Genomic DNA, 23573 nt, shown 5'->3' with positions numbered 1-23573 from the left:
GTGCAGGGCGGCCTCGACCTTGCCCCGGTCATCACCCACCGCATCACCATCGACGAGTTCCGCGACGGCTTCGAAGCGATGCGCTCCGGAAATTCCGGAAAGGTCGTCATGGACTGGTGAGGCCCAAAGGGCCGTTGTACCCGTGAGGGGCGGCGGCTCAGTTGGCAAGGCCGAACTGGATCTCGATCTCGTGATAGCGGGCGCCCTGGCCCGCCCAGCGATGGTAGATTTCGCGGCTCTCGCCGGAGAAATTGTGCCTGGACATTTCGATCTTTGCGACCAGCGGCGCGTAGCCTTGGGTGAAAAGGCTGCGCATCGGACCCTGGTGCAGCGTGGACGCCACCATGATCGGCTCCAGTTCGACCAGATCGAGCTTACCGCAATAATCCTTGCCGCCGAAGACCGGGCGGCAGATCCGCCAGTCGAACAGGGTCTTGGCGTTTTTCGGCAGGTTCTGCGCGATGAAGATCCAGGGGCCCGCCGGCGTCAGACCGACGCGCTCCATCTCCGCCTCGATGACAGGCGCCAGTGCGGCGCTCTCGCCCTTGACATCGGCTATGGTGAGCCGCCGCGCGATCGATAGCACGCGCATGGCGTCGGTTTCCTTGATGAGCATTTGAGCCTCCGTTTCGGAGCGAAGTTCCTGCGCGATCAGGTCAAGCGCAAGCGAAAATCCGGAATAATCTTGCGAGTTTGCATCGATAATCGGCTCCTTCGGGAATCGTTTTGCGTGCATGTGCCTGGCTGCTGCCTGTGCTTGCTTGAGGGCAGGGACGCTCTATCTTGGTGGCAGAGGTGGCAGAGGTGGCAGAGGTGGCGTCGTTGCGCCGGGAAGAAGAGGAGATGCCTGCATGCGTTATGAGGGAAGCTGTCACTGCGGCAAGATCGCCTTCGAGGTGGAAGGGGAATTCAACGAAGCGATCGACTGCAATTGTTCGCTCTGCCGTCGCCGTGGCGGGCTTCTGGCCTTCGTTGCCCGCGACAAGCTGACGCTGACGACGCCGGAAGCGGACCTCTCGACCTACCTCTTCAACAAGCATGTGATCCAGCACCGATTCTGCGACACCTGCGGCATCGCGCCGTTCGGCGAGGGCGACGGGCCGCATGGGAAGATGGCGGCGGTCAACCTGCGCTGCCTGCCGGAGTTCGATATCGAGGCGGTGAAGGTCGTCAAGTATGACGGCCGATCGGTTTAGAATCGGGCCGGAAAATGCAGCTCTGGTTGCGCGTGCGGATATGGCACAACGAGACCTTGCCGATTAAATTGTTGCTACCCTTGTCTTTTGGCGGGCAGCGCCTACATCTTCAGCGGAAGCTGATAAACCCCAAAAAGCGATAGGAACGGTGATTTTTACCGAATCATCCGGTTTTTCAGCGGAAATGCTTGACGGGATCGAAAATTCTGGGAATCACCATTTCCGAATAAGAAATGGCGAGATGACACGGCGGTTAGGGAATCATGCCAGAGACGTTTCAGTGGCAGGACTGTCGGAGCTTGCCCGCTTTGCCACGAGTACACTCGTGGTTAAACAGGAATTAAACATCATCCCGTTACGTCAGGGGAAATGATTCGGTGGCGGGTGCGCGGCGCACCCGGACCTTCGAGCGGCATTGGCACCGGGCTCACGCCGGTTGCGACAAGGAAAGCGACGAACTAAATGGCAACCAAAGTCAAAGAAAACGAAGAAGCTGACGTAGAACGCGAAGGCGCTCCGGACGGCCCGCTTCTCGATCTTTCCGATGACGCTGTCAAGAAGATGATCAAGGCCGCCAAGAAGCGCGGCTACGTGACGATGGACGAGCTCAACTCGGTCCTTCCGTCCGAAGAAGTCACCTCCGAACAGATCGAAGACACGATGGCGATGCTGTCCGACATGGGCATCAACGTGATCGAGGACGAGGAAGCCGAAGAGGCAGCCAGCGGCGGTGACGACGAGGGCGGCGACGACGACGGCGACAGCGAAGGTGGCGAACTCGCGCCTTCCAGCGGCACGTCGCTTGCGACCAGCAAGAAGAAAGAGCCGACCGATCGTACCGACGATCCGGTGCGCATGTACCTGCGCGAAATGGGCTCGGTCGAGCTTCTCTCCCGCGAAGGCGAAATCGCGATTGCCAAGCGCATCGAGGCTGGCCGCGAGACGATGATCGCCGGTCTCTGTGAGAGCCCGCTGACCTTCCAGGCGCTGATCATCTGGCGCGACGAACTGAACGAAGGCCAGACGCTGCTGCGCGAGATCATCGATCTCGAAACCACCTATTCCGGGCCTGAGGCCAAGGCTGCACCGCAGTTCCAGAGCCCGGAAAAGATCGAGGCCGACCGCAAGGCTGCCGAGGAAAAGGAAAAGACCCGCAAGGTCCGTTCGCCTGCCAACGACGACGACATCACCAATGTCGGCGGCGATGTCATGCCGGCCGAAGAAGAAGAGGAAGACGACGACGAGTCGAACCTCTCGCTCGCCGCCATGGAAGCGGAACTGCGTCCGCAGGTCATGGAAACCCTCGACATCATTGCCGAGACCTACAAGAAGCTGCGCAAGCTGCAGGACCAGCAGGTGGAAGCCCGCCTTGCTGCCACCGGCACGCTTTCGCCCGCCCAGGAGCGCCGCTACAAGGAGCTCAAGGACGAGCTGATCAAGGCGGTCAAGTCGCTGTCGCTCAACCAGAACCGCGTCGACAGCCTGGTCGAGCAGCTCTACGACATCTCCAAGCGCCTGATGCAGAACGAAGGCCGCCTGCTGCGCCTTGCTGAATCCTACGGCGTCAAGCGTGACTCGTTCCTGGAACAGTATTCGGGTGCCGAACTCGACCCGAACTGGATGAAGTCGATCAGCAACCTGGCCGGCAAGGGCTGGAAGGAATTCGCCAAGAGCGAAAACCAGACGATCCGCGACATCCGCCAGGAGATCCAGAACCTTGCGACCGAAACCGGTATCTCGATCGCCGAGTTCCGTCGGATCGTATCCATGGTGCAGAAGGGCGAGCGCGAAGCGCGTATCGCCAAGAAGGAAATGGTCGAAGCGAACCTGCGCCTCGTCATCTCCATCGCCAAAAAGTACACCAACCGCGGCCTGCAGTTCCTCGACCTCATCCAGGAAGGCAACATCGGCCTGATGAAGGCGGTCGACAAGTTCGAATACCGTCGCGGTTACAAGTTCTCGACCTACGCCACCTGGTGGATCCGTCAGGCGATCACCCGGTCGATCGCCGACCAGGCCCGCACGATCCGTATTCCGGTGCACATGATCGAGACGATCAACAAGATCGTCCGTACCTCGCGCCAGATGCTGCACGAGATCGGCCGCGAACCGACGCCGGAAGAGCTGGCCGAAAAGCTCGCCATGCCGCTCGAAAAGGTCCGCAAGGTCCTGAAGATCGCCAAGGAGCCGATCTCGCTCGAAACGCCCGTCGGTGACGAAGAAGACTCGCACCTTGGCGATTTCATCGAAGACAAGAACGCGCTGCTGCCGATCGACGCCGCCATCCAGGCGAACCTGCGCGAGACGACGACCCGCGTTCTCGCTTCGCTGACGCCGCGCGAAGAGCGCGTGCTGCGCATGCGCTTCGGCATTGGCATGAACACCGACCACACGCTCGAAGAAGTCGGCCAGCAGTTCTCGGTGACCCGCGAACGTATCCGTCAGATCGAGGCGAAGGCGCTTCGCAAGCTCAAGCATCCGAGCCGCTCCAGGAAGCTCAGAAGCTTCCTCGACAGCTAAAGTCGGGTACACGCAAAAGACCAAAAGCCGGGCCAAGAGCCCGGCTTTTTCGTTTCCGCCTCACCCATGCGATTTATTGTGGGTGCTTTCGCCGGGGAGTATAGTCGCCCCTTCGCAGTAATCTGGGGCACCCCGTCTTGTACGCGGGCGCAATCGCACCGCGGGCGTGAAGCGTGCCCCCGTGGAGGTGTCAGATGACGACGTATGTCATGCTCCTCAACTGGACCGAGCAAGGCGTCAAGAATGTGCGCGATTCCCCGAAGCGGCTCGACCTCGCACGGAATGTGCTCGGCGAGATGGGCGGCTCCTTCAAGCATTTCTTCCTGACCATGGGCGACTACGACATGGTGGCGATCGTCGAATCGCCCGACGATGCGGTGGCCGCACGCTTCGCGCTCACGCTCGGCATGGCCGGCAATGTGCGCTCAACGACGCTGAAAGCCTTCCCTGAGGCTGCCTATCGCGAACTGATCGCCTCGCTTGGATGAACAGCCGGTGTTGCGGCCGTGAGGACAATCGCGGCCACAACGTCAGATGCCTCGTTCACGGCGCACCGTTTCCCGAGAGGATGCGGGCCGCGCCGCGCATGGCGTTGCGAAAGGCGTCGTCGAAGCTGACGCCGCTCACATGCCAGCGATAGCGCCTGCCGCCCGCGTCCATCTGCCATTGGGCGATCCAGCCGCGGGCGGCATCGGACCAGACGAGCGTGCCGATAAGCGGCATGTCCCCGCCGGTCTGTGCCGCGGGCGAGAAGAGTTGCGCGGGATCCGCGTGCGGCAGGGTACCGAGCGCGGATTTGCGGGCAGTGACGGTCGCCGCATCCGGCAGCACGACCGAGAGCGCCAGTGGCTCTGCCGCTGCCTGAAGCGAATCCGCCATGTAGGGGCTTTCGCTGCCGTCGCGCGCCAGCACGAAGCGGCGCTTCTGGTCCTTGACCGCCAGCCACACGGCGATCCTGGGGCGAGGGGAGAGCCATGGCTTGCGCCCGAGGTCTGCGAGCAGCGGATCGAGCGTTGCCGGCCGATAGCGGCAGCTGAGATCATGCGGGCGGTCATGCGTGCCCTGTTCGTCATGGATCGGGATGCCTTCGAGGCGGTCGCGATAGGAGAAGGTCGAAACGAAGCTGCCCGCCTTGGCCACCGCTGCAGCAAATCCGGGCGCATCTGTGATCGCCGGATCGCCGGACAGTTTGACGAGCACCTCACGCAGGCATTCGCGAAAGCCGATTTCGCGGTTGGCTTCGCCCGTGCCGGTGACGATCGCGTCACTGCGATAAAGCGCATCGATGTCTGCCGCGCCGGCGCCGCCGCCGGCGAGGCAGAGGAGCGCCACGGCGAGTGCCGCGGCCATCGCTCTTTTCCGGGTCAGTTTGCCGGCGGCAGGACGCAACTGAGGTCGCCCTCCTCGCAGCTCAGATAGGTTTTGAAGTCGGCAACGCGCTTCTTCGTGCGGTCGTCGCGGCATTCAAGCGTGATCATCGGCTGGGCCGAGCCACCGGCGACGCCGGAGCTTGCAAAGTCGCATTCGGCGTCGCGATAGGCGACCCATGCCCTTTGCGCCGTGACGAGCAGCTTCGTCTTTTCCGCGTCGTCCTTGAGGCGCCCCTGGATTTGCCGGTAGAGCGCGTTCAGTTCGGCGTCGGAAGCCTTTAGCGCCTTGCCGGCGCAGGCATTCATCGTCGCCTGGTCGCTGGCATCGGCGCATTCGTCGGCGCGCGCAGCGCCAGTCGTGGCAAGCAATCCCGCGACCAACAGCAGGGTACGAAGGCGCATCAAAATCTCTCCCTTGCGCCATCCAGGCTTCGGCGCGGTTGCGGATGTGTGCGATCGTAAAACCTCCGGCCTGCGAATTTCAATGGCCTGGCAGGGAAGGCGGATCGTTCTCCTTTGAATCAAAAGGGATCCTTAACGTTTACGTTTTATCAATTTCTGGAGCGCCGCTGCCCCCGACGGGCGGCACGCGGTGTTCGAGCATATTTTCCCGAGGCCATATCTTGCCGCGTGCAAGCGGTTGCCCCGGGGAAGCAAGAGGTTCAGCGATGCGTTGCGTATTTGTCGTCGTCCTCCTGTTGCTGGCCGGCTGCGGAACGGTGCCGAGAGACACCCGGAATGCCTGCGCGGTTTTCGAGCAGCGAGATGGCCTTTTCAACAATTGGCGCCGGGAAGCCTATAGCGCCCAGCGTGAGTACGGCGTGCCCGTGCCGATCCTGATGGCGACGATCTATACCGAATCCGGCTTCCGCCATAATGCCCGGCCGCCACGCACCAAGCTTTTCGGCTTCATTCCCTGGACGCGCGCCTCGACCGCCTATGGCTATTCCCAGGCGCTCGACGGCACCTGGGCGCGCTATCAGAGCGAGACAGGCCGCTGGGCGGCGCGGCGTTCGGACTTCGGCGACGCGATCCGCTTTATCGCCTGGTACCACCGCGAAAGCGCCCAGCGAAACGGCATTGCGCTCAACGACGCCTACAGGCTCTACATTGCCTATTATCATGGCCACGCCGGCTATGCCCGCGGCAACTGGAGCGATACGGCCAAGGCCGGCGCCAAGCGCGCGGCCGGCATGGCCTCCGCCTACAGCCGGCAGCTTCGAGGTTGCGGCAGCTGAGGCCGGCGCCCGGCTGAGCGCTGTCTTTCCGCCTAACCTGCGGCCGCTCGTTCGAGCTCCGCGACATCGATCTTGACCATGCCCATCATCGCCTGCTGGGCGCGGGACGCACGCGCCGGATCGGGATCGCCGAGATGGCGCATCAGCGCGTCCGGAATGATCTGCCAGGCGAGGCCGAACCGGTCCTTCAGCCAGCCGCAGCGCTGCGGCGTGCCGCCATCAGACAGCCTGTCCCAGTAGTAATCGACCTCCGCCTGGTCGCTGCAGCGCAGGAAGAACGATACGGCCTCGCTGAACTTGAAATGCGGCCCGCCGTTAAGCCCCATGAAGTGCTGCCCCTCGAGCTCGAAGGAAGCGGTAAAGGCCCTGCCGTCGGGACCGCGCTTGACGTCGGTGATGCGGGTGTTGCGGAAAATGGCGGTGTAGAAAGCGATGGCGTCCTCCAGCTGATCGTCGAACCAGAGAAACGGCGTGATCTTCTGCATAGGTGTCTCCCGATTTGGATGCTACGCGCCAAGGACGAATGGCGTAGCGCCATTCCGACAAACACAGCGCTGCGGCCCGAAAGAAAATTCCGTGCCGATGTCGGAACTCTTGGCCGCCCTGCGTCCTATGTTCGTAGAACGAACAGAGGAGACTAAGTCGATGACCTATGTGGATGGCTTTATCGTTGCCGTGCCGAAGGCGAATATCGAGGCCTACAAGGCGATGGCGAAGGCGGCGGGCGTGGTGTGGATGGAGCACGGTGCGCTCTCCTACAACGAATGCCTGGCGGACGACGCGCCCTATGGCGAAGTGACGTCCTTTCCCCGTTCGGTCCAGGCCAAGGACGATGAGACGGTGGTTTTCTCCTGGATCACCTACAAGTCGCGCGCCGAACGCGACGCGATCGTTGCCAAGGTCATGGCCGATCCGCGGCTGCAGGGCGATGCCTGGAAGCAGGTCTTCGACGGCAAGCGCATGATCTATGGCGGTTTCGAGACCTTCCTGCAGATGTAGGCACGCCACCGCGGCGGTTTGCGGCTGACCGCCTTGGACCGGGAACGGTCCGGGGATAGAAGCATTGGGCATATCAACCGGTCGCACCGCCACCCCGGCGGATGCGGCCGCCTGCCGGAGGCCTTCATGCCGCAAACGCGCATCACCATCGCCACTCATGGCCAGGGGCTCTATGAGTTTACCGACGAGGCGGCGGCCTTCGTGCGCGCCAACGCGGGAGGCGAGGGGTTGCTCACCGTCTTCGTGCGGCACACCTCCTGTTCGCTTCTCATCCAGGAAAATGCCGACCCGGACGTAAAACGCGATCTCGACGGCTTTTTCCGCCGCCTCGTGCCGCCGTCCTCCGATCCCTCCATGCGCTGGATCGTGCACACCCAGGAAGGGCCCGACGATATGCCGGCACATATCAAGGCGGCGCTGACGCCGGTATCGCTCGGCATCCCCGTCGCTGGCGGCCGGATGCTCACCGGCACCTGGCAGGGGCTCTATCTCTTCGAGCACCGCGACCGCCCGCATCGCCGCGAGATCGTCCTGCATCTTTCCGCCTGATCGACCGGCGCGCGATTGAATGGTGGCGGAGCGGTTCTAGATAAAGGGGCACGAAGAGAGCCTTGAGAGCCGGCCTTTCATGCCGGGGAGGAGCAGGGATGACCGATGCACAGACGATTGCCAGTCGCTTCATCGAGGCGCTGAACCAGCGGGATTTCGAGGCGCTGGCGCGGCTCGTCAACGAGGACGTCGAACTCGATTCGCTCACCGGTCAGCGCACCGTCGGCGTCGGCCCCTTGCGCGCCTGGCTGATGAATTATCTGCGCCGCTTCGACGAGCAGTTCGGCGACGTGGTGCTGATGCGTGACGCCTTCGGCCAGCGCGTCGCCGCCGATCTGACGGCGCGCGGCACCTACCGTGAGACGATGGAAGGCTTTCCCCCCGCAACGGGCCAGAGCTACTCCATTCCAAGCGTCCTCGTCTTCGAGATCGAGGACGGCGCCATCACCCGCCTCAGCCATTATCGCAACATTCGCGTCTTCGAACGGGCGCTTGGCGGTTAAGCGACAGATCGCCGACGGTTGCGCGCCGCCGGTGCCCCGTCGTTTTTGCTTTTTTCACCGCCCGTCGGTCGACTGACCGTGCTTTGAGCCGGAAATATCGGCGCGAATCTCCTCTCCCATGCCGATTTTGTCGCCTGATTCGTCGCCTGTCCGGGCCTGGGCGAAAGCCCTTCGCAGCGCTTGCGTTTCGAGAAAAGTCCTTCGAAATATTCGTTTATAAGCAACGCCTTATCTAGGTCGATGTGCCTTGGCGCAGGGGCCGATCGTCAGGTTCTGGCAACCTGAACCTCCCATGAACATCGGGTTCCGCTGTCGTTCAGCTTGGCGACCCTATCCTCTGATCAATCGCTTGGGACGGTGATTGCCCTTTGAACCCTTCAAGCCTGGAGAGATCTTATGAAGAACCGCTTTTTTAACGCCGCTGCTGCTGCCGTCATCGGAGTGACCGGCCTGCTTGGCGCTGCCTCCACCGCTTCGGCTGACTCGATCGAATTCGGCTTCGGCCCGCGCGGCGGCGTCGATGTGCAGTATCGCGATCACAACGGTGGCTACGGCGACGAGCGCGACTGGGGTCGCGGCCGCGACCGCCACTGGGACCGTGACCGCCGCGGCCGTTGCGCCCCCTGGATGGCCGTCGACAAGGCTCGCGACCGTGGCTTCCGCCGCGCCTATGTTGCCGACGTTTCCTCGCGCCGCGTCGTCGTCGAAGGCCGTCGTGACGGCTACCGCCAGACGATCGTCTTCGCAAACGCCCGTGGCTGCCCGACGATCGGCCGCTGGTAACATCCAAGCAATCTTCCCGCCTCGTCTCCCCCGGCCGGCGGAAGAATGGCCCCTCATGCTACGGCATGGGGGGCTTTTTTGTTTGTCATGCCTCTTGGGCCAAGCGGTTTCCTTCGACACGGCGATAGAGGTGCTGACCCCGGATGGCGGCTAGTATCCAGAGCTTGCCTTTCTCAATGCGACATGGCCCGCGTCGCGCGGACACGCGGTTCGCCTTTCTCTTGATGATTTCCTGCGTTACGGCGTGCCATCAGAGCAGCGGATGCGCGGCTCGGTACAATCGTCGAAACGTGCGTCCTTTCCCGGTTTGATGCCGCGCGCAAGCTTTACCGAATCTGCTGACATTTTTTGACCGGTTCGAGGGCCGCGTGCGCCTACCGAGCGACTGTCATGCCCGTCTGTTGATCTCCGGTATCTTACCGACAACCTTGCGGCCTGGCCGCGGGATAGGTCATCCGGTCAAAAGGTGCAGCGCCTTATCCTCAAGACAAACGGAGGCTCACAATCTGATACGGGAGCGCGGGTGCTGCCGGGTGCGGTTTGCCCGTGCACCAACGGTCGCCAGGGCCGCGGTCGGCGACAGCTAGGTCCTCGGCCGGTCTGGCCCGGCGAAGAGCGCCTGAGGTCCAGCAATCGTGTCCCCCAAACGAATTTGCCCCTGACGCCGGTTCCGGAGCCAGGGGCAAGGAAGATGCGAGGGCCCGCTTAACGGCGGGCCCTGCTGGACGCTTACTGCTTGATTTCGAAGGTCACGTTGACCGTCACGTTGTAGCTGTTTTCGCCGGTCGCGACCGGAACGCTGTCGGCGGCATATTCCTTGGCCATGCCGGCGCGCATCATCGGCACCGGCTCGGGTCGGAAGCCCTGCTCGGAGATGTTGACGATCTTGCCGACCGAGACGCCGGCAGCTTCGGCCAGCACCTTGGCCTTCTCGACGGCATCGGCAACGGCGGCCTTGCGCGCTTCGGTGATTACGGCTTCCGGCTTGTCGTTGGTGAACTGCACGCCGCCGCCCTGGTTGACGCCGAGCGAAACCGACTTGTCGATCACGTCGCCGAGCTTGGCGAGATCGCGAACGCGGACGCTGACGCCGTTCGTCACCTGGTAACCGATCAGCTCCGGCGCGCGGTTGCTGCCGTCGGTGTTGGTCGGGTAGCTGTATTGCGGGTTGAGCATGAAGCCGCTCGTCTGCAGGTCGCGATCGGCAATGCCGCCGTCCTTCAGCGCCTTCAGCACTTCGGCCATGGTCTTGTTGTTGGCGTCCAGCGCTTCGCGCGCGGTCTTGCCATCCTTGACGACGCTCAGTTGCAGGACTGCCATGTCCGGCGCGGTCGTCGCGCGGCCCTCGCCGGCAACGATGATGGTCGCCTTGTCCTTGTCCGTCTCCTGCGCCTGAGCGGCGGCAACGCCGGCAAAAGCTGCAGCGAAGGCGGCGATCGAAAGCGTGCGGGCAGTGCGTGTGGAAATCATCTTCAATGTCTCTCCGGTTGTTCCGTCCCAAGCGTCTTCTTGGCTATCGATTGTGTGAGCATTGCGGCAATGGCTTGTCCGCAAAAAGGTTTTCCGCTAGAGCCTTGGCCACCCCGCAAACTGCCATTGGTTCGCGGGTCTGGATCAAGACGGTGCCACGCCTCGTTCAGAAGCGCAAAGGCCACCGTAGCACTTAAAGTTGCTGCACCCCGTGTCTTATCCTTGGACCGTTACGGTTTAAGGACAGGAGCGGATCCAGAGTGGGCCTGTAGCTCAATGGTTAGAGCCGGCGGCTCATAACCGCTTGGTTGGGGGTTCGAGTCCCTCCGGGCCCACCATTTCCGTCTTCGGACGCTGTTTTTCCATCGTTTTTTCCTCGATTTGTCTCACCGGAATTCCGGTTCGATGAAAGTGGGACATTTTTGCGGGCCACGTAGGTTTTCCGGCGCTCGAAACCGGCATCAATAATCCGCTTGGATTGGGCGGCTTTGGTGTAGTGCTGCGCCATCTTGGAATCAGACCATCCGAAGATCGCCATCAACTGATGTTCGGTCGCTCCGGCCTCGGCGAGGATCGTTGCGGACGCCTTTCTGAGGCCGTGCGACGAGCATTCCGGCAAATCGGCATCATTGCACCACTGCCGCATCTTGTTGCCGAAGCCGTTCCCGCTGAACGCCTTGCCGTATTCAGTGATAAGGAAGGTTGGCTGATCATGCGTAATCGCGTCCAGCGCCTCGCGAAGCTCGTCTGTGACGGGCAGACTGAGTGACTGCGCATATTTGCCGGAGCCCTTCTCCGGCATGAATTCAATGCGGTCGCCGACGAGGTTCCGCCAGCCGAGCTTGACCAGATCCGAGCGTCTGACGCCCAAATTCAGCATCAGCTCCATTGCAAGCCGGGCCATGGAGCCGAGCGGATAGGCTGCACGATAGCGCGCCAGCTCCGCTTCGCTCCAAGTATGGAAACCGGGAGATTTATGGATTTTGGTGACGCCGTTCGCGGGATTGAACGTCGCCAGCTCGGCGCTAATAGCCCAATTGAACAGCGCCTTCAGATACTTCACCAACTTGTCAGCCGCGCCGGGCGTGCCGCTACGCTTCATCTGGCTGGCTTCGATGTCGGATTTACGGATTTTCTTGAACGGCAGTTCGCCCACATTGACGCAATAGCGATTGAGAACGTTCTGCTTGTCTTTCTGCGTAGCCGGAGACTGGCTTTGAAATGCCTTGGAACGATAATAGGTCTCGACCAGCCAGCGAACCGAACCGGGCTCCAGTCTTGAAATCGGGACCGTCTTTTCACCACGATCGCCAGCCAATACGCGATGATATTCCTCGGTAAACGCCTGGGTGACGCTGCCCGCCTCGTCCAGATAAACGGACGCCATGCGATATTTCGGCATGCCAGGCAGGCGGAGATAGAACCGCTCGTTGCCGTGCCGATCGATATCCCGCGAGCAATATTTGAAGGGGACACGCTGACTACCCGACCGCGTAATCAAACGGGTTTTCGCCATCGTCTTCATCTCCGCTCAATCCCTGTTCTTTGATGTCGTACCAGGACGCCCGGATTTCCTCGGCATCCCAACGGCGCAACGCGCCGATCTTCACACCTTTAGGCATCAGGCCACGGCGAACCCAGTCGTCAAAGGTGCCCGTCGAGACGTCGAGAAGTTCCGCCGCACGGACGCGGCTCACCGCGACCTTGTAAATGGGCCGTGCGGCCAGCGCTTCAGCTTGCTGCTTCATGTGCGGCTCCTCACGCTCTAGAGGCGTTGTCAGCAAGTGCCAAAGCCTTCTGCTTGGGCTCGACCATATTCGCCGCAAGATACTCATCCACGGCGTTTTCCGGCAGGAACAAACTTCCTCCGATCCGGACATGCCGGATTTCCTGCTTGGCGATCAGGTTTCGGATGCGAGCAACCGGCCATCCGGATCGGTCTGCGAGTTGTTTGGGAGACAAGAGTTGTGCCTGCATTGGAAATTCACCTCCAACTGATGATAGAGTGATATGAACGCAAAAGAATCACATCGATCCTCAAAATGCAACGCGATTATCAGAAAAATAATAACTCGACGCAAGACACGCTGCTCATTCAGATGGGCAAACGTTTGGCGATGATCCGAGAAAACTCGGGACTGAAACAAATCCCCTTTGCGGAAGCGCTTGAGGTCTCCCAGGGCGGCTACAATACCTATGAGCGCGGCCAACGCGAGATTCCCGTTCGCGTACTGCGCTCGCTCTATACAAAGTTCAACGTCAATCCAGTCTGGATGATGACCGGGGAAGGCAGCCCATACAATCGTGACACGGTCGATCTCTATCACGAGGTCACGAACCAAGTTGACGCCTTTATCGTGCGGGAAAACTGTCAGGTGGAACCGGATAAGCGCTTGAAGCTCATCCGTTTCCTAATCGACTACGCCGAACAGCACGGCGAATTCACAGAGGAAATTGCAGAAAAATATCTGAGGTCAGCAATATGAGTAAGTCGAGCTTTGAAAAGAAAATCGAACAGGGTTTCTACGCGATCGGACGCCAGCGTGATCAACTGGCCTCCGAAAAGCGAAGGTTAGCGAGGCAATTGCGCTATGCGCAACATTCGGCCCGGCTTACGAGCCTTTCAAAGCAATACGATTTCGGGATGGTCTTCTTCGCTGCAATGGGAGCCGTTTCGCTCATCATGTTCGACGCAAACAGCGGCTCCGAAGCTTGGATGACACCAGTGCTCAGCCTGTCGCTCACTCTGTTCGCGTGCGGCAGTGCGTTGCGTGGCCGGAAGATGGTCAGCCGGATAAGAACCTTCAATGACCGTTTCGGTAGCTGGCAGTTTTGACAGAAATTATTCAACCCACTTTGATGGGTTGAATAATTTCGGAAAATGCATTATTTGAACCATTTGAAAGGGTCAATTAATGCTCCTGACGCTCCAAACCCATTTTGACGGTGAGTGGCATCACGCTGCGACACTGGAACTCAAGGACGACGCGGCCGGCTTCCAGGGTGCGTCAATCGTCGATTACGATCTCGACTATTTCGTCATTGTGGCATCGGCGGAGTTTTCTGCTGGAAAAACGGTCCGGGACCATCGCGCCTTATCAGTCCGATACCCCGTCGATCTCGAAAATCGATACAGCCGTAGCTGGCCGCCATTCCTGTTGGATCTCATGCCGCAGGGACATGCGAGGCGAAAGCTTGCCGAGCATCTCAGCCTTGCTGAAGGCTCGCGCGCCTCTGATCTCCCGCTGCTTCTGCGATCAGCAACGGGCGGCATAGGCAATATCCGGATCAAGGAAGCGGCCGAGGCCGAAACGGAACGGCTGCGTGGTGTTGAGCGCCAAGGGGTGACAGAAGCAGAAATTCTTGAGCGGTCGGATCGCTTCATGGAAGTCGCCGACCGCTTTGGAATGCTCGCTTCAGGCTCAAGCGGCCTGCAGGGCGAATGGCCGAAGGTCTCGATGACCCAGGCGACCGACGGGCTCTATTATCCCGACAGCTTCGTGAGCGATGATGAGGCCGTGCGCCACGTTATCGTCAAGCTGGTCCGCAGCAACGAGCCCGTAGACCGTCTGATTCTAGAAGGCGAAGCCCTCTATTCCCGGATCGCTCAAGAGATAGGTCTGAATGTCAGCGAACCTTCGACCTATGCCGAAGGTGTCCTGATCATTCCCCGGTTCGACCGAAAGAACAAAGAAGGCGGCGGAACCATCCGGCTGGGCCAGGAAAGCCTTGTATCAGCAATCGGCGTTGCCGATTTCGGCCATGTCGGCACGCATGAGGCCTATATTAACGTCTTGCGCCAACATTCTACCAATCCCTTCGCGGACATTGTCGAATACCTGAAACGCGACATCGCCAATCTGGCCCTCGGCAATCCAGACAATCATGGCAGGAACTCTGCTCTCAGCAAGCGCCACGACGGCACCATCCGCCTGTCTCCGCTCTTTGATTTCGCCCCGATGCGCCTCGCCAAGGAGGGGATCGTTCGCTCCACCCGATGGGCGATGATGCGTGATGGTGGTCGCGATCACCTTCCCGATTGGAAGCGCATTTGCGGCGAGCTAATGCCTGCTCCTGGCGAGCAGAAAGCACTCGCGGCTGTGCTTTCCGAGTTTGCCGAGCATCTGCGCCGGGCTCTGGTCATGGCGAAAGACTTAGGAGCGTCTCCGGACACTATGGACCGCGCGATGGGACGCTGTATCGAGATCGCAGATAGCGTTTCGGCGGCATGTCACGGATGACGAAGGGCAGCTAAATGGCTCGATGGAAGAAGCCGACGAAAGAGGAGATTCTTGAGAACCGGCGAACACTGGCGGAACGTGCTCGAACTGGGGACCTGAGACTGCCCGGTGCCGTAGCGGAGATCCGCAAGGGGTTCGGCATGACGCAGGAGGAGTTCGCCAAGACGCTGTCTCTCACCAGGCGACAGGTTGCGGAGATCGAAGCCGGAACGGCGAATCCCACGCTTGAAACATTGGAAAAAATCGGTCGGCTGTTCGGGTTTGGAATCGGTTTCGTACCCAGAAGCGGTTGACGCAAGCATCCGCTGAGCAGGCCAGACAGACATTTACAGGTCATCGCCAGTGAAAAACGGGAACATGCACCTCCAGGCTAGATTTTGGCACCAACCACTTCACGTTCATCCGTGCCATCTGCAAGTCGAAGCTTCCGATACGCTTCAGAGGACAGCCAACCGGTAACAACCTTCTGGAATGATTTGTCATTCACAAACCGTGCAAAAATCTCCTCGTTTTGATCCATGCGTTCAACGAAAAGAGCCTCAAGTAGGTTCTTGAATACAAGCTCGAATTTGTCGGCTGGGTTCACTGCCGCGGCTTGCTTCAAAGCAGCATCTGATACCGCAACCTCAACCAATTGATCGAAAAAGAACTGATCAGCTTGGTTGAAGTCAGTGCCAAATCTTTCATTCACAACGTCGATAAGGCGAGACAGTGGAACAGCCTCTTCCCGCAGTATTCCGCTGCCGACTTCGGATGGACCCTCAAGCCGATTGGCTTGGCCATCGCTAAGACTGATTGAGCCTTCGCTGATCTTCTGGAGGCGATAATATTCCAGCCGTACTTCGTCGTCGAATTGATAAGAGGGGCCGGCCCCGCGCTTTGGAAGTTTTGTGGCAAGGTGACGCAGGAACACATACAGGCGTTCGAGGTCGGTGTCCTGATACGGAATGATCTGGCTGAGGAAGCCATAGAGGCTGCAGAAGGCCAACAGCTTTCCTCGCCATAGCTCGGCCTCATCTGGCTTCTCATCCTGGAGCTCTTTGAAACGGGATACCGGAGAATCGAGCGCGGCATTCATCAACTGGTGATCGTTCGGGCTCTGGCGCTGACGAGGCTTGAAATACACGGCGCTGAAGCGTTCAATGTCGGCATTAACATAGATGCCATCGGCATCAAGTTCGCTCTTGATCTCGTACATTCGAGCAGGGTCGACGTCCTCACCAATCTCCGCGCCTTCATAATAGGTCTTGAATGCCTGGCGGATTTCATCCCTCTCGTTGATGAAATCGAGAACGAACGTGTCTTCCTTAAGTGGGTGAATGCGGTTAAGGCGGGAAAGCGTTTGCACCGCCTGGATGCCGGCAAGCCGCCGGTCTACATACATCGTGTGCAACAAGGGTTGATCGAAGCCCGTTTGATATTTCTCGGCAACGAGCAGCACCTGATATTCCTGGGTGGCGAAGACCTCCGGCAGCTCCTTTTCACGGACGCCGAAATTCAATCCTTCCTCGGTGTAGGTAACATCCTTCAACTTATCGTCCGTGACAACGCCCGAGAAGGCCACCAAAGACTTGATGGAGTATCCCTTCTCCTTGATGTAGCGGTCGAAGCTCTGCTTGTAGCGAACAGCTTCGAGGCGGGAGCCTGTGATCACCATCGCCTTGGCTTGCCCACCGATCTTGTGCTGGGTCGCCGCATGGAAGTGCTCGATCATCACCTCGGTCTTCTGGCTAATGTTGTGCGGATGCAGCTTTAGGAAGCGCGCCAGCGCACGGGCCGCCTTTTTCCGCTCGACGTTCGGATCATCCTCGCTTGCCTTTAGAAGCTGGAAATAGGTGGCATAGGTCGTGTAGTGTTTTAGAACGTCGAGAATGAAACCTTCCTCGATAGCCTGTCGCATCGTGTAGCGGTGCGCGGATTTATCGCTGCGCCCGAACACCTTGAAGGTCTTGTGCTTTGGCGTTGCGGTAAAGGCGAAGAAGCTCAAATTTGCCTGTCGTCCGCGCTTCGCCATCGATCGATACAGCTCGTCGACATCCACTTCGTCGTTTTCAGCCATGTACTTCGCAGCTTCCTCGCGGAGACCTTGGCCGCCGAGTACCTCCTTTAGATCGGTCGCCGTTTCACCGCCCTGCGAACTGTGCGCCTCGTCGATGATCACGGCGCAGTGCCGAGACTTCAGTGTGCCGCCATCGGCTTCGCCGCGCTCTTCCGCCATCTTCGCGAGCTGGCGCGAGACGAAGGGAAACTTCTGCAACGTTGTGATGATGATCGGCACGGCGCTTTCCAGCGCCTCGGCAAGCTGGCGCGAACTCTCGTCGATCTTCTGCACGACACCATGCTTGTGCTCGAACTGGTAGATCGTGTCTTGCAACTGCTTGTCCAGCACGACGCGATCGGTGATCACGATGACGCTGTCAAAAACTCGGTGGTTCTTGTCGTCATGCAGCGAAGCCAGCCGGTGCGTGAGCCAGCCAATGGTGTTGCTTTTGCCGCTGCCGGCTGAATGCTCAATCAGATAATTATGTCCGACGCCTTCGCGTTGCGCCTGCTCCACCAACGAGCGTACCGCTTCGAGCTGGTGGTAGCGCGGAAATATCATGCTCTCCTTCTTAACCTTTCGGCCCTGATCGTCTCGCTTCTCCTCGATTTGCAGATGGATGAAGCGCGCCAGCAGATCGAGTAGGCTGTCCGGCTGCAACACCTCTTCCCAAAGATAGGCCGTGCGATAGCTGCGCCCCTTCGGATCGGGCGCATTTCCCGCGCCACCGTTGTTGCCCTTGTTGAAAGGGAGGAAGTGCGTAGCTGATCCGGCAAGGCGCGTGGTCATGAACACGGTATCGGTGTCGGCAGCAAAGTGGACCAGCATACGCCGCTTGAACTCAAAGATCGGCTCGCGCGGGTCGCGATCATTGCGATACTGATGCAATGCCCGTTCTACAGTCTGCCCAGTCATGGCGTTCTTCAACTCAACAGAGGCGATGGGAATACCATTCAGGCTGATGGCTACATCGATCGAGTTCGTTGAAACTTTTGAGTAGAAAAGCTGCCGGGTGACGCCAACCCGGTTTGCCGCGTAACGGGCTTCAAGCTCAGGGTTTAGGCCATGCGCGGCCTTGAAGAAGGCGACGCGGAGCGTCTTGCCGTAGCACTTGAAGCCGTGGCGCAGGGTGGCGAGCGAGCCTTCCCGATCCATCCACTTGGTCAAGTCGGTGAGGACCTGCGCGCCCGTCCTGTCCCCGTGCAACGCTTCCAGTGCCTTCCACTCCTTAGCCTGGGTGGCGCGGATGAAGTCGAGCACAGCCTCCGGAAACAGCGCCCGCTCGCGGTCGAACCCCGCCGCCGGCTCTGACACATAACCATCGGCAAGCATCGTTGTCTCAATGACCCACTCAAAAGCAGCTTCCGAATGTCGGGCAATGTTCATGCCGCCGCGCCTCCGAGTTTCTGTCGTAGGAACCATATTGCCACAGGACTAAATGGCTGGTGCTCAGCCGCGTTCACGCGGTGGTCAATCTGATCTTGAACTTTTTGTCGAGCATCTCGGGTGGAATGCCACCACTGCAAAACCGAATCCAACGCCGCCTTGCGGTTGTTTTTTAAATGATGCAAGTTCAGGCCTAAAACATCGTTTAGTTGAACATTGAACTCCTCATCAGGACTTTGAATTGTTCCGTCGACAAGATAGCGCACCCTGGCTTCAATAGCGTGAGATTTTGTTGCGGGATTCCACTTCAGGTTGCGATTAGCCTTTTTGGTATCGCAATGTTGTTCCGCAGGAGATTTTTTCTCACCACCAAGGCATGCGCCGAGCAGATTTCCATAGGTTAGTTGGAGGTTCGGATATGCGTCTTGGCACTGCCAGTGCTCAATCTTCATCTTCAACGGATCATTATGCAATCGGCTCATACAATAGCTGCACAATCCTTTCTGTTCTGCGATGAGCGAGGCCCGAAGGTCATCTTTATACGCATAATTGTTGTAGTCGCTGTGCGCCTGTAACCGATGCTGCGTAAGACTATTCGGCTCGGTACCCTTAGTGATCATTCTCACGTGTCTCCCTCCAAGAAGTCGAGAAGGGTTCTCGCGCGAGTGATCTCCGGGTCGTCTTCTCCAATCTTGGCGGACAAGACTTTGATTGCCGCCCTTGCTTCGGTGGCCTTACCGTCAGCAATCAGTGTGCCGATACGGTTGATTTCTTTTTCCACTGTTGGATTTCGCGAATATGTATCCATCACCTCTTCGAGCACACGGCTCGAATCGACCCCGAAAGACCTGCTAGGAGAATAAATTCTCCCATCCGCAATCATCTGAATCTTCTCGTGGGGCACTTCCCCAATCACCTGTGGCGAGTGGGTAGTGGCAATGAACTGGCATCGCGGAAACGTTTTCTCAAGATTCCCAACAATCTTTCGCTGCCACTGCGGATGAAGATGAAGATCAATCTCATCAATGAGGATAACGGCCTCGGCGCTCGCCAGCGGGTCCTCAAGTCGCGGGTTGGCCTGCGCGAGGCGTTTAGCGATATCCAGAACAAGCGCCAATACGTTGCGCTCACCGTCCGACAGCTGGCGAACATCTAGGGTCGTACCTTTGATGTCGATTTCAACTCTCGACACGCTTTCGGTGGATGGTCGCAGGTTTGAATAGCCTGGCAGGAAGCGTTCGAGCGCGGCGTTGATCCCATCAATCAAATGTCGTGAGGCGGGCCGTTCAGAAGCAAGTTCGATTTGGGCACGCATCCAGTCAGCAAACTGCCGCAGACTTAGTGCGTTCGAATGTAGCGCGTTCACATAGGCAAGCTGGCTGGTCCCAGCGGCAGATTTCCGTTCGGCCTGTTCGTTCATGATCGATCGAGCCGTAGAGTAGTGGATCATCAACGGAGCGCTGCGCTCTTTGCTCACCCGAATCTTCAGGTCCTCCTTTGACGGATAGAAGTACACGGGTTCGGCAGGTGACACGGTTTCCTGTAATTCGCGTAGCTGGTTACGCAGGCGGTCCCGTGGACGTGTGGTTTCCAAAATTTCACGGCGCAGGCGCTCAATGTTTTCTGGCGTCTCAGTGGCGACCTGTTCCCGCCATTCGCGTAGGCGTACAAAGGCGTCACCTTTGTTTCCGAAGTCGAGATGTAGTGCTGCCTCCCCAAGAGGCGCATCGCCATGAATGTCGTCGATGCCAAAACCGAAGGGCTTGAACGGCATTTTCTGAAGGTTTGACAAAAGGTGTGAACCGCAAAAGCGGATCGCGTCCAATGCTGTACTCTTGCCAGCACCATTCACCCCAATGATCAGGTTGAAGCCCGGATTGAAATTAAACTCCGCCTCTTCGAAGGCTCGGACGTAATCGAGCGAAAGCCGTGTAATTTTCATGCTTCCTCCGAAAGGTCGATCTGGCCGGTAACGGCGGCAGTGATCAAAGCGCCGCGGCGTTCCTTTAATAGGTTAATGGAATGCTCGGCAGCAGCGCGCAAGCGGTCGATCCTGGCGGTTTCAGTAGCGATGTATCGGACGATATCGTATTGTTCTTCGAGAGGCGGGTATGGAAACCAAAGCGCCAAGAAGTTCTGCGAATAGAGCCTGAGAAATCCTTGCGAACCTGTGCCCAGACCGGTCGATTCCGAACGGAAAACGGCCTGCAACAGTGGGGTCTTGAACATTTCGACATAATAGTCTGTTGAGATTTCCGCAGACGGCCAAAATACAGCGTAGTCGGGACTCACGAGGCCATCTTGCGTCGTGATCGCGATCAGGCCCGTGGCAGCCCTCATGCGGTTTACGACCAATTGTCCAACCGACGTCTTTTTGTAGCCGATCAGTTCCTCAGGGCGAGTCAGTTTCTCGGAGACGTCGTTGTGTGGCACCAACCCTCTTTCCATGCGCAATGACAACAGGACCTCAGAGCCGTCTGTGCTGCGCTCGTCGCGCTCTTCAAACAACCATTTGCTTCTCTTCAACTGCCAGTGCGCGGGAATGTCGCCGAGCCAATCGATGCCGGAGGGGCGCAAGCGTACGGCGGGGTTCAGTCCGCGCATGATCGCTTCGGCGACGATCACGCGTCGCTTCTCGGCGAGGAGATCGAGCACTCGCTGCTTGGCGAAAATAAGATTATCAATGTCGGATGTTTGTTTATCGAGGAACCGGGCGATAACCTGTTGAACGGACTTAGGCGGAACAGGAAGCGCCATAGAGCCAATGGCGTTCTTTGGAACTCCATAACGAGTAATTCCGGTGGCAGCGAGTTCCAACTGAATCCGCAGCACCTTTGATTGCAGGCAGCGAAAAAGAAACTCGCCATCCAACTTCTTAGGGTCAGGTCGGATCATGGCTAGATGGTAGCCGCACACCAAGTCATCTGAGGTCTCAGTAACCAGAGCGGGAATAGCGATGTCTTCCCAGGATTCCGAGTCCTTTGTAATAACCACGTCATCAGCCAGCAGACGAAACTTGTTGATCTCAGCTTGAGTCGCCGTGCCCGCCATGAATTCTATGCCGAGGTGGATCGTCTCATTATTATAAACGTCCGTATAGTTGCAAAGACGAACGGGCAACTCTTCATCCGATGCAATTTTGTCAACGTTACTGACGGCATACTCCGCAACGGAGCGAAGGGGCCGAACGGTCCAGTCGGGCGGCACCTCTCCTTGCCAACCGTCAATACTGTTCATTCAGTCACCTCCCGCAGTAGCCGAAGAATTTCATCTTCCGCCTTTTTCAGGTCTGCATCGATCTCAGCCAACTTGCGTGGCGGAGTGAATTTGTAGAAGTGGCGGTTAAAGTTGATTTCGTAGCCGACTTTATCTTTGCTGCGGTCCAACCATGCATCCGGCACATGCGACAGCACCTCGCGCTTGAAATAGGCTTCGATATCCTCCTTCAGCGGCACGTTCTCGAAATCGCGCAGCTCTGCATCAGCCTCGAAGCCTACACCCTTCTTCACTGCGGCACCCTTCGCGTCCTTCGCGGTGAAGACCGTGCGAAAGAGCTTTTCCTCCGCCGCCTTCCAGCGCGATCCGCGCTTCTTCAGGAGCTTCTCGACGCTGGCCCAGACCGCGTTCCAGTCGAACTGCGCTTCGCGGCCAAGCGACTGGTCGATGATTTGAATGTCGTCCAGTAGATGCGGCGCGGCATCGAGGAAACGCGCCTTATCCTCAACCGTCATCTGATAGCGTAGTTTCAGCGCCCGCTCGACCGTGACCCGAGTGTACCCGAAGTCTTGGTTGTTGAAGATCTTGGACTTTTCGTTCGCTTGGAAACGTCCATAGAGCCGCACGATGTCGGCGATCTGGGCGGGCTCATCTGCACGCTCGTCCCCGTCCCGCGCGGGTCCTTCGCCAATTTTGCGGCGCTTGTCGCCCTGGCTGCGACGCATCTGAATCCAAGTTTCACGCGCATCGACGAGTTGAATTTTGCCCTTGCGCTCCTTCGCCTTCCGGTTCGTCACGATCCAGATATAGGTGCCGATACCAGTGTTGTAAAACATCTGCTCTGGCAGGGCGACGATGGCTTCGAGCATGTCACGTTCGATGATCCAGCGACGGATTTCGCTTTCTCCGCCGCCCGCGCCGCCGGTAAAGAGAGGTGAGCCCGAAAATACGATGGCGGCACGTGAGCCGTATTTTTGCTTCTGCGGATCGACAACCTCAAACTTGGAAATCATATGCTGAAGGAAAAGCAGCGAACCATCATTGACCCGGGGAAGCCCCGCCCTCCAAGGGCTATCTTTCGAGGCTTTCTCATGTCGCCTGATGATCTCTTTCTGCTGCTTCTTCCAGTCAACACCGAAAGGTGGATTAGCAATGAAGTAATCAAAAGTCTGGCCTGCAAACTTGTCGTCCAAAAAGCTGTCGCCGAATTGAACGTTTTCACCGCCCCCGTTGTGGTCAACTTCCTTCATCAGCATATCTGACGCGGCCGTAGCGAAGGCTCTCTTGTTGTAGTCCTGACCATAAACATAGAGTGTCGCGTCGGCATGATGATCGCGCATGTACTTCTGCGCTCCGGCAAGCATTCCGCCTGTGCCACAAGCTGGGTCAAGCATGCGCATTGCGATGCCTGGCTTGCTCAATAGATCATCCGCGTCTAGAAAGAGCAGATCAGTCATCAGCGTGATGACCTCACGTGGGGTGAAGTGATCACCGGCTGTTTCGTTCGCGAGCTCATTGAAACGACGGATCAGATTTTCGAAAACCAAGCCCATATCTTGGTTTGTGACTTTCAGTGGATGCAGATCGACATCACAAAATTCTTTAATGACCAAATAGAGAATATTGGCATCATGCATGCGCTCAATTTCGTTTTCAAATTCGAAGTATTCGAAGATCCGCTGAACGTTTGCAGAAAACCCCTTAATGTAGCTCACGAGGTGCTTGTTAAGATTGTCGGGGTCGCCCTTCAATCTCTGAAAGTCGAGCGCAGAGCGATTATGAAAACGGTGCCCTGCGGCCTTGTTCAACATCCGATCTAGAGCTTCATCCTGAAGCTTACCGTTTGCCCGGCGTTCATATTCTGCCAGCACTTTCTCTTTCGTATCGGCGAGTACGCAGTCGAAGCGACGCAACACCACGAGCGGCAACATCACGCGCTCGTACTGTGGCGGGCGATAGGGGCCACGCAGGAGATCCGCGATTTGCCAGATTAAATTCGCGAGGTCGGAATGCGTTGCCATTCTAACGATGTCCTCGCGCTCGGGACTTGTAGGTATTCAT

At 58.4% G+C, this 23573-nt stretch carries 24 protein-coding genes, 1 tRNA gene and 2 pseudogenes; 14 read left to right on the top strand and 13 right to left on the bottom strand.

What is annotated here, in order from left to right:
* Window positions 1-120, top strand: a pseudogene (tdh, locus tag L981_RS34415) (L-threonine 3-dehydrogenase); the annotation flags it as partial.
* A 37-nt stretch (window positions 121-157) separates the two neighbouring features.
* On the opposite strand, the gene L981_RS07025 reads toward tdh, so the two are convergent.
* Window positions 158-616 (bottom strand): hypothetical protein, encoded by a 459-nt coding sequence (locus L981_RS07025; RefSeq protein WP_043613302.1) that lies wholly within the window; start codon window positions 614-616, stop codon window positions 158-160.
* A 235-nt stretch (window positions 617-851) separates the two neighbouring features.
* Here L981_RS07025 and L981_RS07020 point away from each other — a divergent pair, with 235 nt between their 5' ends.
* From L981_RS07020 to L981_RS07010, 3 genes are all read left to right on the top strand, one after another.
* Complete coding sequence (locus tag L981_RS07020) at window positions 852-1196, top strand: GFA family protein (protein WP_043613295.1); 345 nt, start codon at window positions 852-854, stop codon at window positions 1194-1196.
* Between the two features lie 462 nt (window positions 1197-1658).
* Entirely contained in the window at window positions 1659-3716 is a 2058-nt protein-coding gene (gene rpoD / locus L981_RS07015; RefSeq protein ID WP_043613292.1) for an RNA polymerase sigma factor RpoD, read from the top strand.
* 194 nt (window positions 3717-3910) lie between these two features.
* Window positions 3911-4204, top strand: a complete 294-nt coding sequence (locus tag L981_RS07010; RefSeq protein ID WP_043613288.1) for a GYD domain-containing protein — start codon at window positions 3911-3913, stop codon at window positions 4202-4204.
* 55 nt (window positions 4205-4259) lie between these two features.
* Here L981_RS07010 and L981_RS07005 read toward each other — a convergent pair whose 3' ends face one another.
* Together L981_RS07005 and L981_RS07000 are read right to left on the bottom strand one after the other, a co-directional pair.
* Complete coding sequence (locus L981_RS07005) at window positions 4260-5066, bottom strand: DUF2066 domain-containing protein (RefSeq protein WP_043613286.1); 807 nt, start codon at window positions 5064-5066, stop codon at window positions 4260-4262.
* 14 nt (window positions 5067-5080) lie between these two features.
* Window positions 5081-5488, bottom strand: a complete 408-nt coding sequence (locus tag L981_RS07000) for a lysozyme inhibitor LprI family protein (protein ID WP_043613284.1) — start codon at window positions 5486-5488, stop codon at window positions 5081-5083.
* Between the two features lie 266 nt (window positions 5489-5754).
* Between L981_RS07000 and L981_RS06995 the strand changes: the two genes are divergently transcribed.
* Window positions 5755-6324: a membrane protein gene (locus L981_RS06995; protein WP_043613281.1), complete on the top strand. Its 570-nt coding sequence runs from the start codon at window positions 5755-5757 to the stop codon at window positions 6322-6324.
* A gap of 32 nt (window positions 6325-6356) precedes the next feature.
* On the opposite strand, the gene L981_RS06990 is transcribed toward L981_RS06995, so the two are convergent.
* Window positions 6357-6809, bottom strand: coding sequence for a VOC family protein (locus L981_RS06990; RefSeq protein ID WP_043613278.1), 453 nt, complete (start codon window positions 6807-6809; stop codon window positions 6357-6359).
* A 160-nt stretch (window positions 6810-6969) separates the two neighbouring features.
* Between L981_RS06990 and L981_RS06985 the strand changes: the two genes are divergently transcribed.
* The 4 genes from L981_RS06985 to L981_RS06970 all read left to right on the top strand — a co-directional run bounded on the left by L981_RS06985 (window position 6970) and on the right by L981_RS06970 (window position 9158).
* A complete protein-coding gene (locus tag L981_RS06985; RefSeq protein ID WP_043613276.1) occupies window positions 6970-7323 on the top strand; it encodes a DUF1428 domain-containing protein in 354 nt (117 codons plus the stop codon).
* 126 nt (window positions 7324-7449) lie between these two features.
* Window positions 7450-7872: a secondary thiamine-phosphate synthase enzyme YjbQ gene (locus tag L981_RS06980; protein WP_043613274.1), complete on the top strand. Its 423-nt coding sequence runs from the start codon at window positions 7450-7452 to the stop codon at window positions 7870-7872.
* A 98-nt stretch (window positions 7873-7970) separates the two neighbouring features.
* Window positions 7971-8375: a ketosteroid isomerase-related protein gene (locus L981_RS06975; RefSeq protein ID WP_043613271.1), complete on the top strand. Its 405-nt coding sequence runs from the start codon at window positions 7971-7973 to the stop codon at window positions 8373-8375.
* Between the two features lie 396 nt (window positions 8376-8771).
* Window positions 8772-9158, top strand: coding sequence for a hypothetical protein (locus L981_RS06970; RefSeq protein WP_043613269.1), 387 nt, complete (start codon window positions 8772-8774; stop codon window positions 9156-9158).
* A gap of 729 nt (window positions 9159-9887) precedes the next feature.
* Here the strand turns inward: L981_RS06970 and L981_RS06965 are convergent.
* The gene (locus tag L981_RS06965) at window positions 9888-10628 is read right to left on the bottom strand and encodes an SIMPL domain-containing protein (protein ID WP_043613267.1); all 741 of its coding nucleotides are present in this window, start codon (window positions 10626-10628) and stop codon (window positions 9888-9890) included.
* Window positions 10629-10890: 262 nt separating this feature from the next.
* On the opposite strand from L981_RS06965, the gene L981_RS06960 reads away from it, so the two are divergent.
* A tRNA-Ile gene (locus tag L981_RS06960) sits at window positions 10891-10966 on the top strand.
* A gap of 200 nt (window positions 10967-11166) precedes the next feature.
* Here the strand turns inward: L981_RS06960 and L981_RS35990 are convergent.
* The 3 genes and pseudogenes from L981_RS35990 to L981_RS06940 form a co-directional block, all read right to left on the bottom strand.
* Window positions 11167-11508 (bottom strand): annotated as a pseudogene (locus L981_RS35990) (tyrosine-type recombinase/integrase); the annotation flags it as partial.
* A 601-nt stretch (window positions 11509-12109) separates the two neighbouring features.
* On the bottom strand, window positions 12110-12376 hold the full coding sequence (locus L981_RS06945) for an AlpA family transcriptional regulator (protein ID WP_043613261.1): 267 nt from the start codon (window positions 12374-12376) through the stop codon (window positions 12110-12112).
* Window positions 12377-12386: 10 nt separating this feature from the next.
* Entirely contained in the window at window positions 12387-12605 is a 219-nt protein-coding gene (locus L981_RS06940) for a helix-turn-helix domain-containing protein (protein ID WP_043613259.1), read from the bottom strand.
* A gap of 65 nt (window positions 12606-12670) precedes the next feature.
* Between L981_RS06940 and L981_RS06935 the strand changes: the two genes are divergently transcribed.
* From L981_RS06935 to L981_RS06920, 4 genes are all read left to right on the top strand, one after another.
* Window positions 12671-13114 (top strand): helix-turn-helix domain-containing protein, encoded by a 444-nt coding sequence (locus L981_RS06935; protein ID WP_052201641.1) that lies wholly within the window; start codon window positions 12671-12673, stop codon window positions 13112-13114.
* Window positions 13111-13464, top strand: coding sequence for a hypothetical protein (locus tag L981_RS06930; RefSeq protein ID WP_043613257.1), 354 nt, complete (start codon window positions 13111-13113; stop codon window positions 13462-13464). Before L981_RS06935 ends, L981_RS06930 begins: the two co-directional genes overlap by 4 nt.
* 79 nt (window positions 13465-13543) lie before the next feature.
* Window positions 13544-14869, top strand: a complete 1326-nt coding sequence (locus tag L981_RS06925) for a type II toxin-antitoxin system HipA family toxin (protein ID WP_043613254.1) — start codon at window positions 13544-13546, stop codon at window positions 14867-14869.
* A gap of 14 nt (window positions 14870-14883) precedes the next feature.
* Complete coding sequence (locus L981_RS06920) at window positions 14884-15162, top strand: helix-turn-helix transcriptional regulator (RefSeq protein WP_043613251.1); 279 nt, start codon at window positions 14884-14886, stop codon at window positions 15160-15162.
* A 77-nt stretch (window positions 15163-15239) separates the two neighbouring features.
* Here the strand turns inward: L981_RS06920 and L981_RS06915 are convergent, their stop codons facing one another.
* Genes L981_RS06915 through L981_RS06895 form a run of 5 tightly spaced genes read right to left on the bottom strand, consistent with a single transcriptional unit; the run spans window position 15240 to window position 23533 of the window.
* Window positions 15240-18296, bottom strand: a complete 3057-nt coding sequence (locus L981_RS06915) for a type I restriction endonuclease subunit R (protein WP_052201640.1) — start codon at window positions 18294-18296, stop codon at window positions 15240-15242.
* The gene (locus L981_RS06910; protein ID WP_052201639.1) at window positions 18293-18916 is read right to left on the bottom strand and encodes a retron system putative HNH endonuclease; all 624 of its coding nucleotides are present in this window, start codon (window positions 18914-18916) and stop codon (window positions 18293-18295) included. Before L981_RS06910 ends, L981_RS06915 begins: the two co-directional genes overlap by 4 nt.
* A gap of 2 nt (window positions 18917-18918) precedes the next feature.
* Complete coding sequence (locus L981_RS06905) at window positions 18919-20238, bottom strand: AAA family ATPase (RefSeq protein ID WP_043613247.1); 1320 nt, start codon at window positions 20236-20238, stop codon at window positions 18919-18921.
* Window positions 20235-21533: a restriction endonuclease subunit S gene (locus L981_RS33220; protein WP_052201638.1), complete on the bottom strand. Its 1299-nt coding sequence runs from the start codon at window positions 21531-21533 to the stop codon at window positions 20235-20237. Before L981_RS33220 ends, L981_RS06905 begins: the two co-directional genes overlap by 4 nt.
* A complete protein-coding gene (locus tag L981_RS06895; protein WP_043613245.1) occupies window positions 21530-23533 on the bottom strand; it encodes a class I SAM-dependent DNA methyltransferase in 2004 nt (667 codons plus the stop codon). The genes L981_RS33220 and L981_RS06895 overlap by 4 nt, the downstream gene beginning before the upstream one ends.
* Between the last annotated feature and the right edge of the window lie 40 nt (window positions 23534-23573).

The sequence above is a fragment of the Ensifer sp. ZNC0028 genome (assembly GCF_000799055.1).
Lineage (GTDB): Bacteria > Pseudomonadota > Alphaproteobacteria > Rhizobiales > Rhizobiaceae > Ensifer.
The sequence above is the reverse complement of the archived record's forward strand: the minus strand, read 5'-3'. Positions and strand labels throughout refer to the sequence as shown.

What these genes read in the sequence shown, in the direction of transcription:
- L981_RS06985 (WP_043613276.1), top strand. Translation starts at nt 6,970, where the DNA reads ATGACCTATGTGGATGGCTTTATCGTTGCCGTGCCGAAGGCGAATATC.
- L981_RS06920 (WP_043613251.1), top strand. Translation starts at nt 14,884, where the DNA reads ATGGCTCGATGGAAGAAGCCGACGAAAGAGGAGATTCTTGAGAACCGG.
- L981_RS07000 (WP_043613284.1), bottom strand. Translation starts at nt 5,488, where the DNA reads ATGCGCCTTCGTACCCTGCTGTTGGTCGCGGGATTGCTTGCCACGACT.
- L981_RS06970 (WP_043613269.1), top strand. Translation starts at nt 8,772, where the DNA reads ATGAAGAACCGCTTTTTTAACGCCGCTGCTGCTGCCGTCATCGGAGTG.
- L981_RS07025 (WP_043613302.1), bottom strand. Translation starts at nt 616, where the DNA reads ATGCTCATCAAGGAAACCGACGCCATGCGCGTGCTATCGATCGCGCGG.
- L981_RS06995 (WP_043613281.1), top strand. Translation starts at nt 5,755, where the DNA reads ATGCGTTGCGTATTTGTCGTCGTCCTCCTGTTGCTGGCCGGCTGCGGA.
- L981_RS06975 (WP_043613271.1), top strand. Translation starts at nt 7,971, where the DNA reads ATGACCGATGCACAGACGATTGCCAGTCGCTTCATCGAGGCGCTGAAC.
- L981_RS06980 (WP_043613274.1), top strand. Translation starts at nt 7,450, where the DNA reads ATGCCGCAAACGCGCATCACCATCGCCACTCATGGCCAGGGGCTCTAT.
- L981_RS07020 (WP_043613295.1), top strand. Translation starts at nt 852, where the DNA reads ATGCGTTATGAGGGAAGCTGTCACTGCGGCAAGATCGCCTTCGAGGTG.
- L981_RS06940 (WP_043613259.1), bottom strand. Translation starts at nt 12,605, where the DNA reads ATGCAGGCACAACTCTTGTCTCCCAAACAACTCGCAGACCGATCCGGA.
- L981_RS06895 (WP_043613245.1), bottom strand. Translation starts at nt 23,533, where the DNA reads ATGGCAACGCATTCCGACCTCGCGAATTTAATCTGGCAAATCGCGGAT.
- L981_RS06965 (WP_043613267.1), bottom strand. Translation starts at nt 10,628, where the DNA reads ATGATTTCCACACGCACTGCCCGCACGCTTTCGATCGCCGCCTTCGCT.
- rpoD (WP_043613292.1), top strand. Translation starts at nt 1,659, where the DNA reads ATGGCAACCAAAGTCAAAGAAAACGAAGAAGCTGACGTAGAACGCGAA.
- L981_RS06990 (WP_043613278.1), bottom strand. Translation starts at nt 6,809, where the DNA reads ATGCAGAAGATCACGCCGTTTCTCTGGTTCGACGATCAGCTGGAGGAC.
- L981_RS06930 (WP_043613257.1), top strand. Translation starts at nt 13,111, where the DNA reads ATGAGTAAGTCGAGCTTTGAAAAGAAAATCGAACAGGGTTTCTACGCG.
- L981_RS07010 (WP_043613288.1), top strand. Translation starts at nt 3,911, where the DNA reads ATGACGACGTATGTCATGCTCCTCAACTGGACCGAGCAAGGCGTCAAG.
- L981_RS06925 (WP_043613254.1), top strand. Translation starts at nt 13,544, where the DNA reads ATGCTCCTGACGCTCCAAACCCATTTTGACGGTGAGTGGCATCACGCT.
- L981_RS06915 (WP_052201640.1), bottom strand. Translation starts at nt 18,296, where the DNA reads ATGAACATTGCCCGACATTCGGAAGCTGCTTTTGAGTGGGTCATTGAG.
- L981_RS33220 (WP_052201638.1), bottom strand. Translation starts at nt 21,533, where the DNA reads ATGAACAGTATTGACGGTTGGCAAGGAGAGGTGCCGCCCGACTGGACC.
- L981_RS06945 (WP_043613261.1), bottom strand. Translation starts at nt 12,376, where the DNA reads ATGAAGCAGCAAGCTGAAGCGCTGGCCGCACGGCCCATTTACAAGGTC.
- L981_RS07005 (WP_043613286.1), bottom strand. Translation starts at nt 5,066, where the DNA reads ATGGCCGCGGCACTCGCCGTGGCGCTCCTCTGCCTCGCCGGCGGCGGC.
- L981_RS06910 (WP_052201639.1), bottom strand. Translation starts at nt 18,916, where the DNA reads ATGATCACTAAGGGTACCGAGCCGAATAGTCTTACGCAGCATCGGTTA.
- L981_RS06905 (WP_043613247.1), bottom strand. Translation starts at nt 20,238, where the DNA reads ATGAAAATTACACGGCTTTCGCTCGATTACGTCCGAGCCTTCGAAGAG.
- L981_RS06935 (WP_052201641.1), top strand. Translation starts at nt 12,671, where the DNA reads ATGCAACGCGATTATCAGAAAAATAATAACTCGACGCAAGACACGCTG.